Raw genomic sequence first — 18,013 nt, forward strand, 5'->3', positions numbered from 1 at the left:
ATGGCCAAGATCGAGGGTGAGCTCCGCGAATTGATGGGCGGACAGCTCGGCATCTGGTACGCACAGCAACTCGCCCCCCGCAACCGGGCCTTCTTCATCTCGGAGTACATCGAGATCCACGGCCCCGTGGACCACGAGCTCCTCGTGCGCGCCGCCGACCTGCGTGTGCGCGAGATCGAGACGCTGCGCCTGCGCGTGCGCACCGTCGACGGAACACCGATGCAGTACCTGCACGACGCCGCCGACTACCCCGTCCAGATCGTCGACGTCAGCGGCGAGCCCGACCCGTCCGCCGCCGCCCGCGCCTGGATGGACGCCGACCTCGCGCGCCCCGCCGAACTCGACGGCGGCCCGCTGTTCGGCAACGCCCTCATCAAGGTGGCGGACGAGCTCCACTACTGGTACGTACGCCCCCACCACCTCGTCCTCGACGGCCAGGGCGGCGTCGTCATGGCCCGGCGTGCCGCCGAGATCTACACCGCGCTCCTGGAAGGCCGCGACCCCTCCGAGGGCGCCGCCGACCCCGTCTCCGTACTCCTCGACGCCGACCGCGCCTACCGCGAGTCCGAGCAGTTCGAGGAGGACCGGCGCTACTGGCGCGAGCTCCTCGCAGACCACCCCGCCGTCCACGGCGGCGACGCGTACAAGTCCCGCCGCGCCCAGCGCGCCCCCCTGCGCCACACCGACGGCATCGACACGGACGCCGTCGACGTCCTCAAGACCGGCGCGCGCCGCCTCGGTACCAGCTTCGCCGGCCTGATGATCGCGGCCGCCGCCCTCCACCAGCACCGAGTCACCGGCGAACGCGAGGTCACCGTCGGTCTGCCCGTGCGCGCCCGTTACGACAAGCGGACCCTCGGCGTGCCCGGCATGACCTCCAACATCCTGCCGCTCCGGCTCACCATCGGCCCGGACTCCACCGTCGAGGACGTCGTACGACACACCTCCCGTGCGGTCCGCGAAGGGCTGCGGCACCAGCAGTACCGCTACAAGGACATGCTGCACGACCTGAACATCGCCGACGGCGACCTGTGCGGGCTGCACATCAACGTCATGGCCTTCGACTACGACCTGCGCTTCGGCGACTGCCCCACCGTCACCCACAACCTGTCCACCGGCCCCGTCGACGACGTCCGCATCGACATCTATGACCGCGCGGGCATGCAGATCAACGTCGACGCGAACCCTGACCACCATGACCTCACCGACGCCGCCGACCTCTCCCGCCGCTATCTGAACGTCGCCCACTGGCTCGCGAACGCCGCACCCGACGACCTCGTCGCGTGCGCCGAGCTCATGGACGAGGACGAGCGCCGCCGGGTGCTCGTCGAGTGGAACGACACCGACGCGCCCCTGGTGCCCGCGACTCTTCCGGAGTTGTTCGAGGCGCAGGTGGCGCGGACGCCGGATGCGGTGGCGGTGGTCTTCGAGGGCGAGTCGGTTTCGTATGCGGAGCTGGATTTCCGGGCCAATCAGTTGGCGCGGTTGCTGATCGCTCGGGGTGTGGGTGCCGAGTCGGTGGTGGGGGTGTGTCTGGAGCGTGGTGTCGAGTTGGTGGTGGCGCTGCTTGGTGTGGTGAAGGCGGGTGCGGCGTATCTGCCGGTGGATCCGGAGTACCCGGCGGAGCGGATCGCCTACGTCCTTGAGGCCGCCGGAGCCGCTTCGGTGGTCACGACCGGGGCGCTGGAGTCCCTGCTGCCCGCGGACGTCACGCGGGTGCGCGTGGACGACCCGGAGCAGGCCGGCCTGGACGACGGGCCCCTGGGCGTCGAGGTGCGGCCCGAGAACCCCGCGTATGTGATGTTCACGTCGGGGTCGACGGGGCGGCCGAAGGGCGTGGTGGTGCCGCATGCGGGGGTCGTGAACCGTCTTGTGTGGATGCAGGGCCGGTTTGGGCTGGGTGCTGGTGACCGGGTGTTGCAGAAGACGCCGTTCGGTTTCGATGTGTCGGTGTGGGAGTTCTTCTGGCCGTTGCTGGAGGGTGCGGCGCTGGTGGTGGCGAGGCCGGGTGGGCATCGGGAGCCGGGTTATGTGGCTTCGTTGATCCGGGAGCAGGGTGTGACGACGGTGCATTTCGTGCCGTCGATGCTGGAGGTGTTCCTTGCCGAGGTGTCGGTGGGGGAGTGTGGTGGTTTGCGGCGGGTGATCTGCTCGGGTGAGGCGTTGTCGGTGGCGGCGCAGGAGCGGTGCTTCGACGTGTTTCCGGGGGTGGAGCTGCACAATTTGTATGGGCCGACCGAGGCGTCCGTGGATGTGACGGCGTGGCGGTGTGTGCCGGGGGTGTCGTCGGTGCCGATCGGTGCTCCGGTTGCGAATACTCGTGTGTTTGTTCTTGATGCGGGTCTTCAGCCGGTGCCGGTGGGTGTGGGTGGAGAGTTGTATCTGGCGGGTGTTCAGCTTGCTCGTGGGTATGTGGGGCGGCCGGGGCTGACCGCTGAGCGTTTCGTGGCGGATCCTTTCGCCGTGGGGCAGCGTATGTATCGCACGGGTGATGTGGTGCGGTGGAACGCGGGTGGGCAGCTGGAGTATTTGGGGCGTGCGGATGAGCAGGTCAAGATCCGTGGTTTCCGTATCGAGCCGGGTGAGGTGCGGGCGGTGGTGGCGGCGCATCCGCAGGTCGCTCAGGCCGCCGTGGTCGCCCGTGAGGACATGCCCGGGGACACCCACCTCGTCGCCTACGTCGTTCCCCGCGAGGAGTACGGCAGTCGGCTCCCCGAATCCATCGTGCAGTTCGTGGCAGGGCGGCTCCCGGAGTACATGGTCCCCTCGGCGGTCGTGGTCCTGGACGCGTTGCCGTTGAATGTGAACGGCAAGCTGGACCGCAAGGCCCTGCCCGCCCCCGACTACGCCGGCCTCGCGGGCGCCGGGCGTGGCCCGGAGACTGTCCGCGAGGAGATCCTGTGCGCGGCGTTCGCCGAGGTCCTGGGTCTGGAGAACGTGGGCGTCGACGACGACTTCTTCCGGCTCGGCGGCCACTCCCTCCTCGCGGTGCGCCTCGTCGAGATCCTGCGCACCCAGAACGTCTCGGTATCCATGAGAGCCCTCTTCGACGCCCCCACACCGGCCGGCGTCGCACGCTCCATGGGCGCCGAGCGGGTCGTCGTCCCGGACAATCTCATCCCGGCCGGTGCCACCGAGATCACGCCAGCGATGCTGCCGCTGGTCGACCTGACCGCCGACGAGGTGGCCGTCGTGGTCGCCTCCGTCGAGGGCGGGGCGGCCAACGTCAAGGACGTCTACCCGCTCGCCCCGCTCCAGGAAGGCCTGCTCTTCCACCACCTGCTCGCGGACGGCGGAAACGACGCCTACGTCATGCCGGCGGTCTTCGAGTTCGACGCCCGAGAGCGCGTCGACGCGTTCACCGACGCCCTTCAGCAGGTGGTCGACCGGCACGACATCTTCCGCACGTCCCTGGCCTGGGAGGGCCTGCGCGAGCCGGTCCAGGTCGTGTGGCGCCGCGCCGCGCTGCCCGTCGTGGACGTGACCCTGGACCAGGACGCCGCCGACCCGGTGGCCGACCTCGTCGCCACCGGGGGCGCCCGCATGGACCTGCGCCGGGCCCCGCTGCTCGACCTGCACGTCGCGGCCGAGCCGGGCAGTGGCCATTGGCTCGTGCTGCTGCGCATGCACCACACGGTCCGCGACCACACCGCGCTCCAGGTCGTCCTCGACGAGGTGCGGGCGCTTCTGGCGGGCCGGGGCGACGAGCTGCCGGAGCCGCTGCCCTTCCGCGACTTCGTCGCCCAGGCCCGCTCCACCGTGGACCGCGCCGAACACGAGCGCTACTTCGCCGAGCTCCTCGGCGACGTCACCGAGCCGACAGCCCCGTACGGGATGGCGGACGTACGCGGCGACGGCTCGGACGCCGTCCTCGAACCGCTCCCGCTGGAGCAGGAGCTGACCGTACGGCTCCGCACGGCCGCCCGCCGCGCGGGCGTCAGTACGGCGACCGTCCTGCACGTCGCCTGGGCCCGGGTCCTCGCCGCCGTCAGCGGCCGCGACGACGTCGTCTTCGGCACCGTCCTGCTCGGCCGCATGAACGCCGGCTCGGGCGCGGACCGCGTGCCCGGCCCGTTCATGAACATGCTGCCGGTGCGCGCCCGCACCGCCGAAGCCGGCTCCCTCGCCGCGGTGTCAGCGATGCGTGGTCAGCTCGCCGAGCTCCTGGAGCACGAGCACGCGCCGCTGGCCGTCGCCCAGCGCGCCAGCGGGGTCACCGGCGACACCCCGCTGTTCACCTCCTTCCTCAACTACCGGCACAACGCAGGCCAGGACGCCGAGACGAGCTGGGACGCGGCGATGGAGGGCACGCGCCTGCTCTTCGCGCGCGAGCTCTCCAACTACCCGCTCGCGCTCCTCGTCGACGACAACGGGGACAAGATCGGTCTCTCCGTGGACGCGACCGCTCCCATCGACTCCGCCGCCGTGGCCGCGCTGGCCCGCACGGCCGTCGCGTCCCTCGTCGCCGCCCTGGAGTCCGCGCTGGACGGCGGGCCCGACCTGCCGCTGAGTGCGATCCCGGTACTCGGAGAGGACGAGCGCCGCCGGGTGCTCGTCGAGTGGAACGACACCGACGCACCCCTGGTGCCCGCGACTCTTCCGGAGTTGTTCGAGGCGCAGGTGGCGCGGACGCCGGATGCGGTGGCGGTGGTCTTCGAGGGCGAGTCGGTTTCGTATGCGGAGCTGGATTTCCGGGCCAATCAGTTGGCGCGGTTGCTGATCGCTCGGGGTGTGGGTGCCGAGTCGGTGGTGGGGGTGTGTCTGGAGCGTGGTGTCGAGTTGGTGGTGGCGCTGCTTGGTGTGGTGAAGGCGGGTGCGGCGTATCTGCCGGTGGATCCGGAGTACCCGGCGGAGCGGATCGCCTACGTCCTTGAGGCCGCCGGAGCCGCTTCGGTGGTGACCCTCGCCGGGCTGGCGGGGCTGCTGCCCGAGGGCACGGCCCGCGTGCTCCTGGACGAGGCCGACTTCACGGGCGTCCGGGGCGGGAAGTTGCGCCCCGGCGAGCGCAGTTCGAAGCCACAGGATCCCGCGTATGTGATGTTCACGTCGGGGTCGACGGGGCGGCCGAAGGGTGTGGTGGTGCCGCATGCGGGGGTCGTGAATCGTCTTGTGTGGATGCAGGGCCGGTTTGGGCTGGGTGCTGGTGACCGGGTGTTGCAGAAGACGCCGTTCGGTTTCGATGTGTCGGTGTGGGAGTTCTTCTGGCCGTTGCTGGAGGGTGCGGCGCTGGTGGTGGCGAGGCCGGGTGGGCATCGGGAGCCGGGTTATGTGGCTTCGTTGATCCGGGAGCAGGGTGTGACGACGGTGCATTTCGTGCCGTCGATGCTGGAGGTGTTCCTTGCCGAGGTGTCGGTGGGGGAGTGTGGTGGTTTGCGGCGGGTGATCTGCTCGGGTGAGGCGTTGTCGGTGGCGGCGCAGGAGCGGTTCTTCGATGTGTTTCCGGGGGTGGAGCTGCACAATTTGTATGGGCCGACCGAGGCGTCCGTGGATGTGACGGCGTGGCGGTGTGTGCCGGGGGTGTCGTCGGTGCCGATCGGTGCTCCGGTTGCGAATACTCGTGTGTTTGTTCTTGATGCGGGTCTTCAGCCGGTGCCGGTGGGTGTGGGTGGAGAGTTGTATCTGGCGGGTGTTCAGCTTGCTCGTGGGTATGTGGGGCGGCCGGGGCTGTCCGCTGAGCGTTTCGTGGCGGATCCTTTCGCCGCAGGGCAGCGTATGTATCGCACGGGTGATGTGGTGCGGTGGAACGCGGGTGGGCAGCTGGAGTATTTGGGGCGTGCGGATGAGCAGGTCAAGATCCGTGGTTTCCGTATCGAGCCGGGTGAGGTGCGGGCGGTGGTGGCGGCGCATCCGCAGGTCGCTCAGGCCGCTGTGGTCGCCCGTGAGGACATGCCCGGGGACACCCACCTCGTCGCCTACGTCGTCCCGACCGGCCAGGCGGGCGGGATGGACGAGAGGGAAGAGGCGGACGAACAGGCCGCAGTCGTACGCGAGTTCGTGGCCGGGCGGCTCCCGGAGTACATGGTCCCCTCGGCGGTCGTGGTCCTGGACGCGCTGCCGCTGAACGTGAACGGCAAGCTGGACCGCAAGGCCCTGCCCGCCCCCGACTACGCCGGCCTCGCGGGCGCCGGGCGTGGCCCGGAGACTGTCCGCGAGGAGATCCTGTGCGCGGCGTTCGCCGAGGTCCTGGGTCTGGAGAACGTGGGCGTCGACGACGACTTCTTCCGGCTCGGCGGCCACTCGCTGATGGCCGTACGCCTCGTCGAGATCCTGCGCGCCCAGAGTGTCTCCATCTCTGTGCGCACCCTCTTCGACCACCCGACCGTGGCCTCCCTCGCGGCGTCCGCCGGCGCGGAGCGGGTCGTCGTCCCGGACAATCTCATCCCGGCCGGTGCCACCGAGATCACGCCAGCGATGCTGCCGCTGGTCGACCTGACCGCCGACGAGGTGGCCGTCGTGGTCGCCTCCGTCGAGGGCGGGGCGGCCAACGTCAAGGACGTGTACCCGCTCGCCCCGCTCCAGGAAGGCCTGCTCTTCCACCACCTGCTCGCGGACGGCGGCGAGGACGCCTACGTCATGCGCGCGGTCCTCGACTTCGACTCCCGGGACCGGGCGGATGCCTTCACCGCCGCCCTCCAGCGTGTGGTGGACCGGCACGACATCTACCGGACCTCGTTCGTGTGGGAGGGCCAGCGCGAGCCCGTCCAGGTCGTGTGGCGCCGCGCCGCGCTGCCCGTCGATGAGGTCGTCCTCGACCCGAAGGGCACCGACCCGGTCGCCGAGCTCGTCGAGGCCGGCGGCGCCTCCATGGACCTGGGCCGGGCCCCCCTCCTGGGTGCCCATGTCGCGGCGGACCCGGCCGGCGGCCGCTGGCTCGTGCTGCTGCGCATGCACCACACGGTCCGCGACCACACCGCGCTCCAGGTCGTCCTCGACGAGGTCGAGGCACTGCTGGCCGGGCGTGGTGACGAGCTTCCCGAGCCACTGCCGTTCCGCGACTTCGTCGCCCAGGTGCGCGGCAGAGCCGACCGGGCCGGGCACGAGCGCTACTTCGCCGACCTCCTCGGCGACGTCACCGAGCCGACAGCCCCGTACGGGATGGCGGACGTACGCGGCGACGGCGCGGACACGGTCCACGCGGTGGTGCCGTTCCCGGCCGAGTTGGACCGGCGTCTGCGGGCCGTCGCGCGCCGGGTCGGCACCAGTACGGCGACCGTCCTGCACGTCGCCTGGGCCCGGGTCCTCGCCGCTGTCAGCGGCCGGGAGGACGTCGTCTTCGGCACCGTCCTGTACGGCCGCCTGAACGCGGGCGCCGGGGCCGACCGGGTGGCGGGACCGTTCATGAACACCCTCCCCGTGCGGGTACGGACGGAGGAACCGGGCGCGCTCGCGGCGGTGTCAGCGATGCGTGGTCAGCTCGCCGAGCTCCTGGAGCACGAGCACGCGCCGCTGGTCGTCGCCCAGCGCGCCAGCGGGGTCACCGGCGACACCCCGCTGTTCACCTCCTTCCTCAACTACCGGCGCAACCCTGGCCGTGCCGTCGACGAGGGCATGGAAGGGGCGCGGCTTCTGTCCGTGCGCGAGCGCACCAACTACCCGCTGGTCGTACTGCTCGATGACTACGGCGACCGCACCGAGGTCGCCGTCGACTCCGTCGCGCCCATCGACTCCCACGCGGTCGGCGTCCTCGTACGCACCGCCGCCGGAAACCTCGTATCCGCCCTGGAATCCGCGCTCGAAGGCGGCCCGGACGTCCCGCTCGGCGCCGTCGAGGTGCTGGCCGATGATGAGCGCCACCGGGTGCTGGCCGGCTGGAACGACACGGCGTCCGATGTCTCGGCAGAGCTGGTGCACGAGTTGTTCGAGGCGAGGGCGGCCGTGGCGCCCGACGCGTCGGCGATCGTCTCGGACGGCTCCGGTACGTCGTACGGGGAGTTGGACGCGCGGGCGAACCGGATCGCGCATTACCTGATCGGCCAAGGGGTCGGTGCGGAGTCGGTGGTGGGTCTGTGTCTGCCGCGTGGAACCGACATGATCGCGGCGATCGTGGGTGTGTGGAAGGCGGGTGCGGCCTATCTGCCGATCGATCCGCAGCAGCCGACGGACCGGATCGCGTTCATGTTGCGTGACAGTCGTGCGGCGTTGGCGCTGACGACGGAGGAGATCCTGGACGAGCTGCCGGCGGGCCGTTCGCGTCTGGTGGCGATCGATGACGCGTTTGTGGAGATGCAGCTTGCGGCGGCTTCGAGGGAGCGTCCTGGCAGGGTTGTTGATGTGCGGTCGCTCGCGTATGTGATCTATACGTCGGGTTCGACCGGTCAGCCCAAGGGTGTGGCTGTGACGCACGGCGGAGTCGCGAACTATGTGGCTTCTGTTCCCGGGCGGGTCGGTTTCGGTGGCCAGGGTGCGCGGTATGCGCTGCTCCAGGCGCAGGCGACGGATCTGGGCAACACGGTGGTCTTCGCCAGCCTGGCATCCGGCGGTGAGCTGCACATCCTGGACGAGGGTGCGGTCACCGACCCGCAGGCGGTGTCCGCGTACCTGGCCGAGCACCGGATCGACCACTTCAAGGCCGTCCCTTCCCACCTTGCCGCGCTCTCCGCGGCCGGTGGCGTGGAAGGTGTCCTGCCGAGGAAGTCTCTCGTGCTGGGTGGCGAGGCCGCCTCCCCGGCCTGGCTGCGGGAGCTGCTCGCCGCTGCGGGCGAGTGCGAGGTCCACAACCATTACGGGCCGACCGAGACGACGATCGGTGTCGCGACTGCCCGTCTGACCGTCGACATGGTCGCCGGGGAGAAGGTTCCGGTCGGCAGCCCGATCGCCAACACCCGCTTCTATGTCCTGGACGAGCGGCTCAGGCCGGTCGCGCAGGGCGTCGCCGGCGAGTTGTACGTCTCCGGGGCGCAGCTGGCCCGAGGCTACGTCGGGCGCGAGAGCCTGACGGCCGAGCGTTTCGTGGCCAGCCCCTTCGAGCCGGGCGGGCGTATGTACCGCACGGGTGACCGGGCCAAGTGGACGGCGGACGGCCAGGTGGTCTTCCTCGGCCGTGCCGACGACCAGGTCAAGATCCGTGGCTTCCGCATCGAGCCCGGCGAGGTCCAGGGCGTCCTGACCGGCCACCCGCTGGTCGACCAGGCCGCCGTGATCGCCCGCGAGGACACCCCGGGCGACCGGCGACTCGTCGCCTACGTCGTCCCGAACGACCGGATCGAGGCGGGAGCCGAACTCACCCAGTCCGTCCGGCACTTCGCGGGGCAGCGGCTGCCCGAGCACATGGTGCCGTCGGCGGTCGTCGTCCTGGACGGGCTGCCGCTGACCGGCAACGGCAAGCTGGACCGCAAGGCCCTGCCCGCCCCCGACTTCGCGGCGGTCGCGGGGGCGGGCCGGGCACCGGCCGACGTGCGCGAGGAGATCCTCTGCGCCGCCTTCGCCGAGGTCCTGGACCTGGAGAGCGTCGGCGTCGACGACGACTTCTTCGAGCTGGGCGGTCACTCCCTGGTGGCCGTGCGCCTGATCGAGATCCTGCGGGGGCGCGGCGTGTCCGTCTCCGTGCGTGCCCTGTTCGACCACCCGACCGTGGCCTCCCTCGCGGCGTCCGCCGGCGCGGAGCAGGTCGTCGTCCCGGACAACCTCATCCCGGCCGGTGCCACCGAGATCACGCCCGCGATGCTGCCGCTGGTCGACCTGACCGCCGATGAGGTGGCCGTCGTGGTCGCCTCCGTCGAGGGCGGGGCGGCCAACGTCAAGGATGTCTACCCGCTCGCCCCGCTCCAGGAAGGCCTGCTCTTCCACCACCTGCTCGCGGACGGCGGTGACGACGCGTACGTCATGCCGGCAGTGCTGGAGTTCGACTCGCGGGCCCGGCTCGACGCCTTCACCGACGCGCTGCGGCGCGTGGTGGAGCGGCACGACATCTACCGGACCTCCTATGTGTGGGAGGGACTGCGCGAGCCCGTGCAGGTGGTGTGGCGCGAGGCGCCCCTGCCCGTCACGGAGGTCGTCCTGGACCCGCGCGGCACCGACCCGGTCGCCGAGCTCGTCGCCGCGGGTGGCGCCCGCATGGACCTGGGCCGGGGCCCGCTGCTCGACCTGCACGTCGCGGCCGTACCCGCGGGGACCGAACCCGAGCACTGGATCGCGCTCCTCCGCGCCCACCACATGGTCCGCGACGGCACCGCCTTGGAAGTGCTTTTGGACGAGGTGACCGCGTTCCTCGACGGGCGCGGCGACCAGCTGCCCGAACCGCTGCCCTTCCGCACCTTCGTCGCCCAGGCGCGCGGCGGCGTCCCCCGCGCCGAGCACGAGCGGTACTTCGCCGAGCTGTTGGGCGACGTCACCGAGCCCACAGCGCCCTTCGGCCTGGTGGACGTGCGCGGCGACGGCGCCTCGCTGGCCCGGGCCCGCGTCGCGGCCGGCCCCGAACTGGCAGGGCGGCTGCGAGAGGTGGCGCGGCGCGCGGGCGTCAGCGCGGCGACCGTGCTGCACGTGGCCTGGGCGCGGGTCCTGGCCGCGGTCAGCGGCCGGCAGGACGTGGTGTTCGGCACGGTCCTGTTCGGCCGCATGAACGCGGGCGCCGGGGCCGACCGGGTGCCGGGCCCGTTCATCAACACCCTTCCCGTACGCGTCCCCACGGCCCGGACGGGCGCGCTCGGGGCGATCACCGCCATGCGCGGCCAGCTCGCCCGGCTCCTGGAACACGAGCACGCGCCGCTGGTCGTGGCGCAGCGGGCGGCCGGACTGGAAGGCGATGCCCCCTTGTTCACCGCCTGCCTCAACTACCGGCGCAGCGTCGGCGAGGACCTGGACGAGCGCTGGAACGCGTCCCTGCCGGGCACTCGGCTGCTGTTCACCCGCGAGCGCACCAACTACCCGCTCGCCCTGCTCGTCGACGACGACGGCGACGGCCTGGAGCTGATCGTCGACGCCGTCGCCCCGATCGACCCGGAGACGGTGGCCGTCCTGGCACGCACCGCCGTCGAGGAACTGGTGAGCGCCGCCGAGCAGGCCCTCGACGGCGCGGCCGACCCGCCGCTGAGCACGGTCGGCGTGCTGGCCGACGACGAGCGCCACCGGGTGCTCGCCGAGTGGAACGACACGGCCGCCGACGTGCCACCCGCGACAGTGCCCGAGCTGTTCGCCGCCCGGGTCCGCCAGTGTCCGGACGCGGTCGCCGTCGCCTCCGACGGCGCGGAGCTGACGTACGCGGAGCTGGACGCGCGGGCCAACCGGCTCGCACGATTCCTGACCGGCCGGGGCGTCGGCCCGGAGTCGGTGGTCGCGGTGGTGCGCGAGCGCGGCATCGACCTGATCGTCACCCTGCTCGGTGTCCTCAAGGCGGGCGGCGCCTATCTGCCGGTCGACCCGGAGTACCCGGCGGAGCGCATCGCGTTCATGCTCGACGAGTCGGGTGCGGCGATGGTCCTCGCATCGGCGCTGTGCGCGCCCGTCGTGCCGGGCGGCACCGTGGCACCGGTCCTCGTCCTCGACGAACCGCCGCTGGCGACGGAGATCGAGGCGTACGACGGGGGAGTCCTCAGCGACGAGGAGCGGAACGCACGGCTGCGGCCCGCCCACCCCGCGTACATGATCTTCACCTCGGGTTCGACAGGCCGGCCCAAGGGGGTGGTCGTCACCCACACCGGCGTCGCCAGCCTGGTGACCGCACAGATCGAGCGGTTCGAGGTCGGCGCCGACAGCCGGGTCCTCCAGTTCGCCTCGCCGGGCTTCGACGCGGCGACCTGGGAGCTGGTCATGGCGCTGTGCTCGGGTGCCCGCCTGGTGGTGGCGCCCGCCGAGACGCTGCTGCCGGGCGGCGGGCTGGCCGAACTCGTGGCACGCCACGGGGTCACCCACGCCACACTGCCGCCCGCCGTCCTGTCCGTGCTGGAACCCGAGGACCTCGCCCCGGTCACCACCCTGGTATCGGCCGGTGAGGCGCTCGGCGGCGAACTGGTCGCCCGCTTCTCGCCCGGCCGCCGCTTCGTCAACGCGTACGGCCCGACCGAGACGACCGTGTGCGCGACCATGTCGGACACGCTCGCCGAGGACGACGACCGGCCCGGCATCGGCACGCCGATCACCAACTCGCGGGTGTACGTGCTCGACGAGAGCCTCAACCCCGTCCCGGCCGGCGTCGACGGCGAGCTGTACGTCGCGGGCGCCGGGCTCGCCCGCGCCTACGTGGGCCGCCCGGCCCTGACCGCCGAGCGGTTCGTGGCCTCGCCCTTCGACGGGGCGGGCGAGCGGCTCTACCGCACGGGCGACCGGGTGCGCTGGACGGCCGACGGCCGGCTGGCGTTCGCCAGCCGCGTCGACGACCAGGTGAAGATCCGCGGCTTCCGCGTCGAGCCGGGCGAGGTCCGGGCCGTCCTGGCCGCCCACCCCGGCGTCACCCAGGCCGCCGTCGTCGTCCGCGAGGACGGCGCGGGCGGCAGACGCCTGATCGGCTACGTGGTGCCCGCCGCATCCGTGGGGGAAGAACTGGTTCCGGACGTACGGCGGTTCGCCGAGGCGCGGCTGCCCGAGTACATGGTGCCGTCCTCGCTCGTCGTCCTCGACGCCCTCCCCCTGACGGCCAACGGCAAGGTGGACCACGGAGCCCTGCCCGCCGCGGGACCCGCCGCGCGCACCGGCCGGGCGCCCACCACGGCGCGGGAGAAAGCCCTGTGCGTGGCGTTCGCCGAGGTGCTCGGCCTGCCCGACGTGGGCGTCGACGACGACTTCTTCGCCCTCGGCGGGCACTCCCTGCTCGCCGCCCGCCTCACGAGCCGTCTGCGGACGGTGCTCGGGGTCGAGGTGTCCCTGCGGGTGCTTTTCCGAGCGCGGACGGTGTCCGGGCTCGTACGTCAGCTTGGAAATGTGAGCTCTGCTAGGCCCGCGCTGCGGCCGATGCGTAACCAGGAGGAGTCCCGATGATTCCGTTGTCATACGCGCAGCGTCGGCTGTGGTTCATCTCCCAGTTGGAGGGACCTGGCGCGGCCTACAACATCCGCGTCGCACAGCGCCTGACCGGCGCGGTCGACCCGGCAGCCCTCGACGCCGCCCTGCGGGACGTCATCGGCCGCCACGAGATCTTGCGCACCGTGTACGGAGTCGCGGCGGGTGAGCCCTACCAGCGCGTGCTGAAGGCCACCGACCTGGCCTGGCACCTCACGGCCGCCGACGTCGCCCCGGCCGACCTGGACAGGAAGATCGCCGCCGCTGTCGGGTACGCCTTCGACCTCACGGCCGAGATACCCGTCAAGGCCTGGCTGTTCACCACGGCACCCGACGAGCACGTGCTCGTCATGGTCGTCCACCACATCGCGGGCGACGGCTGGTCCATGGGCCCGCTCGCCCGCGACCTGTCCACCGCCTACACCTCCCGCACCCGGGGCACGCCCCCGGCCTGGGAGCCGCTGGCCGTGCAGTACGCGGACTACACGCTCTGGCAGCGCGAACTCCTCGGCGACGAGAGCGACCCCGACAGCCTGTTCTCCCGGCAGACCGCGCACTGGCGCGAGGCGCTTGCCGACGTGCCGGAGGAACTGGAGCTGCCGTACGACCGGACGCGTCCGGCCGTCCTCGGCCACACCAGCCACACCATCCCCTTCGAGGTGCCCGCCGCGGTCCACGCGCGCCTCGCCGAGGTCGCGCTCACCGAGGGCGTCACGCTGTTCACCGTGCTCCAGGCAGCCCTCGCCGTGACCCTGTCCCGGCTCGGCGCGGGCACCGACATCCCGATCGGCTCCGTCAACGCGGGCCGCGGCGACGAGGCCCTCGACGACCTGGTGGGCTTTTTCGTCAGCACCCTCGTGGTGCGCACCGACCTGTCGGGCGACCCGACGTTCCGCGAACTCCTCGCCCGCGTCCAGGAAGCGAGCCTGGCGGCCTTCGAGCACCAGGACGTCCCCTTCGAGAAGCTGGTCGAGGAGCTCGCCCCGACCCGCTCCCTGGCCCGCCACCCGCTGTTCCAGGTCATGCTGATGCTCCAGAACACCGGCGACGCGGCGCTCCGACTGCCGGGCGTCCACGCCGAACCGGTGCCCACCGGCGACACCGCCGCCAAGTTCGACCTGGAGATCGGCGTCGGCGAGACGTTCCACGAGAACGGTGCCCCGGCCGGGCTGCGGGGCTCCGTCATCGCAGCCGCCGACCTGTTCGACGCCGACTCCGTACGGGCGATCGCCGACCGGCTCGCCCGCGTCGTCGAGGCCCTCGCCGACGACCCCGCCACCCGCGTCGGCGACGTACGACTCCTGGACGACGCCGAGCTGCACCAGGCACTCCACGGGTGGAACGACACCGACACGGAGATCCCGGCCGCCACACTGCCGGACCTCTTCGAGGCCCAGGTGGCCCGCACCCCCGACGCGATCGCCCTCGTCGACGGCGAGGACCCGTACACGTACGCCCAGCTCGCGGCCCGCGCGAACCAGCTGGCGCACCTGCTCGCCGAGCGGGGCGTCGGCCCCGAGTCGATCGTCGCCGTGGTGATGGAGCGGGGAGCGGACCTGGTCGCCGCGCTGCTCGCCGTGCTCAAGGCAGGCGGCGCCTACCTGCCCGTCGACCCGGAGTACCCCCAGGAGCGCATCGCGTACATGCTCGCCGACGCGCGCCCGGTCTGCGTGCTGACCGACCTCACCTGTGCCTCCGTGATACCCGCCACCGAAACAGTCCTCGTCCTCGACGGAGGGCGCACCGCGTGCGACACGGCCACCCCGCCCGGCCGGGCGACCCTGCTGCCGCAGCACCCCGCGTACGTCATCCACACCTCCGGCTCGACCGGCCGCCCCAAGGGCGTCGTCGTCAGCCACCAGGCCCTCGTCAACCACCTGCACGCGGTCGCCGAGCGCGTCCCGCTCGGCGCGGGGGACAGGCTGGTCGCCGTCACCACGGTCTCCTTCGACATCGCGGCCCTGGAACTGTTCCTGCCGCTCGTGAGCGGAGCCACCGTCGTCCTCGCCGACCGCGACACCGTCCGTGACCCCCACGCCCTCCTCGACCTGGTCCGCACCAGCGCCGCGACCGCCCTGCAGGCCGTGCCCTCCCTGTGGCGCGCGCTCCTGGACGCCGGCGACTGGCCCGCCTCCGTGCGCGCCCTCGTCGGCGGCGAGGCCCTGCCCCGGGAACTGGCCGCCGAGCTGCATGCCCTCGGCGCCCGCGCCGTGAACCTGTACGGGCCCACCGAAGCCACCATCTGGGCCACCTCCGCCGAAGTCACCGACGGTCCCGTCCTCATCGGCCGGCCCTTCGCCAACACCCGCGCCTACGTCCTCGACGACCGGCTGCGACCCGTGGCCCCCGGTGCCACGGGAGAGCTCTACCTCGCGGGCGCCCAGCTGGCCCGCGGCTACCTGGGCCGCGCGGCCCTGACCGCCGAACGGTTCGTCGCCTCCCCCTTCGTCCCCGGCGAGCGGCTCTACCGCACCGGCGACGTCGCCCGCAGCCGCCCCGGCGGCGCCCTGGAATGCCTGGGCCGCACCGACGGCCAGGTCAAGATCCGCGGCTTCCGCATCGAGCCGGGCGAGATCGAGGCCGTTCTCGAACGCCATGCCCGGGTCGCCCGCGCCGCGGTCGTCGTCCGCGAGGACACCCCGGGCGACGCCCGGCTCGTCGCCTACACCACGCCCGCGAACGGAGAGCGGGGAGAAGCCGACGCCGCGGAGCTACGAGCCCACGTGGGCGCGAGCCTGCCGGGTCACATGGTGCCGTCCGCGGTGCTGGTGCTTGACGCGCTGCCGCTGACCGCCAACGGAAAACTCGACCGCAAGGCCCTGCCCGCGCCCGACTACGCGACCGGGGCGGGCCGCGGGCCGGCCGACTTGCGCGAAGAGCTGCTCTGCGGTGTCTTCGCCCACGTCCTCGGCCTGGAGAGCGTCGGCGTCGACGACGACTTCTTCGCCCTGGGCGGCCACTCGCTGCTCGCCGTCGAACTCGCGCGCCGGGTCCGGGCCGTCCTGGGCGCCGACATACCCGTACGCGCCCTGTTCCAGACCCCGACCCCGGCCGGCCTCGCCGCCTCGGCGCACGCCGTCCAGCTCGCCGTCCCGCCCAACCCGATCCCCGCCGACGCGACCGCGATCACCCCCGGCATGCTGCCGCTCGTCGATCTGACCACCGCCGAGATCGCCACGATCGTCGCGACCGTCGACGGCGGGGCGCCGAACATCGCCGACATCTACCCGCTCGCCCCCCTCCAGGAGGGCCTGCTCTTCCACCACTTGCTCGCCGACGGCGGCCAGGACGCCTACGTGCAGCCCACCGTCCTCGCCTTCGACACGCGCGAGCGGCTGGAAACGTTCACCGACGCACTGCGCCGCGTCATGGAGCGCCACGACATCCTGCGCACCTCCCTCGTGTGGGAAGGCCTGCGCGAGCCGGTCCAGGTCGTGTGGCGCGACGCCCCCCTGCCCGTCACCGAGATCACCCTCGACGAGGACGGCGAACCCGCCGAGCAGCTTCTCGCCCTCGGCGACGCCCCCATGGACCTGACCCGGGCCCCGCTGCTCACCCTGCACATCGCGGCGGACCCCGTCGGCGGCCGGTGGCTCGCCCTGGTCCGGGCCCACCACACGGTGCAGGACCACACCGCTCTCGCGGTCGTCCTCGACGAAGTGCGGGCGTTCCTCGACGGGCGCGGCGCCGAACTGCCCGAGCCCGCGCGCTTCCGCGACTTCGTGGCCCGGTCCCGCGCGAGCCTCCAAGGCGCCGAACACGAAAGGTACTTCACCGAACTGCTCGGCGACGTCACCGAACCCACCGCGCCCTACGGCCTGGTGGACACACGCGGCGACGGCGCCCGGTCGTCCCGAGCCCGGCTCCCCTTCGCGCCCGCACTCACCCGACGCCTGCGCGACGTCTCCCGCCACCTCGGCGCGAGCCCCGCCACCGTCCTGCACCTCGCCTGGGCGCGTGTCCTCGCCGCCGTCAGCGGCCGCGACGACGTGGTCTTCGGCACCGTGCTGTCCGGCCGCATGAGCGCCGCCACCGGCGACGGGCAGGCCCCCGGCCCGTACATCAACATGCTGCCCGTGCGCGTGCGCACCGGCGAACTCGACACCCGCACCGCCCTGTCCGCGCTCCGCGAGCAGCTCGCCGGCCTCATCGAACACGAGCACGCGCCGCTCGCCACCGCGCAGAGGGCCGCCGCCGTCACCGGTGACACACCCCTGTTCACCTCCCTGTTCAACTACCGGCGCGGCGCTACCGGAGGCCGGCAGCTCGACGGCATCCGCGTCCTCCTCGCCCAGGAGCGCTCGAACTACCCCCTCGCCGTCTCCGTCGACGACGACGGCGAGGAGCTCACACTCTCCGTGGACGCGCGCGACCCCGTCGACCCCCACGAGGTCGGCTCCCTGCTGCGCACCGCCCTCGCCCGACTCCTCGACGCCCTCACCGAGGACACCGCCCGACCGCTCGCCGCGATCGACGTTCTCGACGAGGACCGGCGCCACCAGCTCCTCACCGCATGGAACGACACCGCCACCGAGGTGCCGCCCGCCACCGTCCCCGAACTCTTCGAGGCCCAGGCCGCGCACACCCCCGACGCGGTCGCCGTCACCGCCGACGGCCACTCCCTCACCTTCGCCGAACTCGACGCGCGCGCCAACCAGGTGGCGCGCCTGCTCGTCGACCGGGGAGTCGGGCCCGAGTCCGTCGTCGGCGTGTGCCTGGAACGCGGCGCCGAACCGGTCGTCGCCCTCCTCGCCGTGCTCAAGGCCGGCGGCACCCACCTGCCCCTCGACCCCGGCTACCCGGCCGACCGCATCGCCTACATGGTCGAGAACGCGGCCCCCGCCGTCATCCTCGCCACCGCCGCCACGGCCGGCGCCCTGCCGGACGGCGACGCCCCCGTGCTCGTCCTGGACGAGGCGGCCCTCGACGGCGTCGGCGAAGGCCCCCTCGGCGTCGCGATCCGCCCCGACCACTCCGCGTACGTCATCTACACCTCGGGCTCGACCGGCCGCCCCAAGGGCGTCGCCGTGCCCCACGAGGGCCTCGCCAACCTCGCCGCCTTCCAACGCGCCGGTGTCATCAC

At 72.4% G+C, this 18,013-nt stretch carries 2 protein-coding genes (1 of these 2 cut by a window edge); both read left to right on the plus strand.

Going from position 1 to position 18,013, the window contains the following annotated elements; genetic code table 11:
- Positions 1-12,909, plus strand: a complete 12,909-nt coding sequence (locus ACF062_RS12355; protein WP_392137659.1) for an amino acid adenylation domain-containing protein — start codon at positions 1-3, stop codon at positions 12,907-12,909.
- On the plus strand, positions 12,906-18,013 hold the beginning of the coding sequence (locus ACF062_RS12360) for a non-ribosomal peptide synthase/polyketide synthase (RefSeq protein ID WP_392137660.1). The gene runs 13,996 nt beyond the window's last position; only the first 5,108 of its 19,104 coding nucleotides appear in the window; it begins with the start codon at positions 12,906-12,908; its stop codon lies off the right edge, out of view. The genes ACF062_RS12355 and ACF062_RS12360 overlap by 4 nt, the downstream gene beginning before the upstream one ends.

Origin of the sequence: Streptomyces sp. NPDC015345 (genome assembly GCF_043078805.1) — a bacterium.
Taxonomy (GTDB): domain Bacteria; phylum Actinomycetota; class Actinomycetes; order Streptomycetales; family Streptomycetaceae; genus Streptomyces.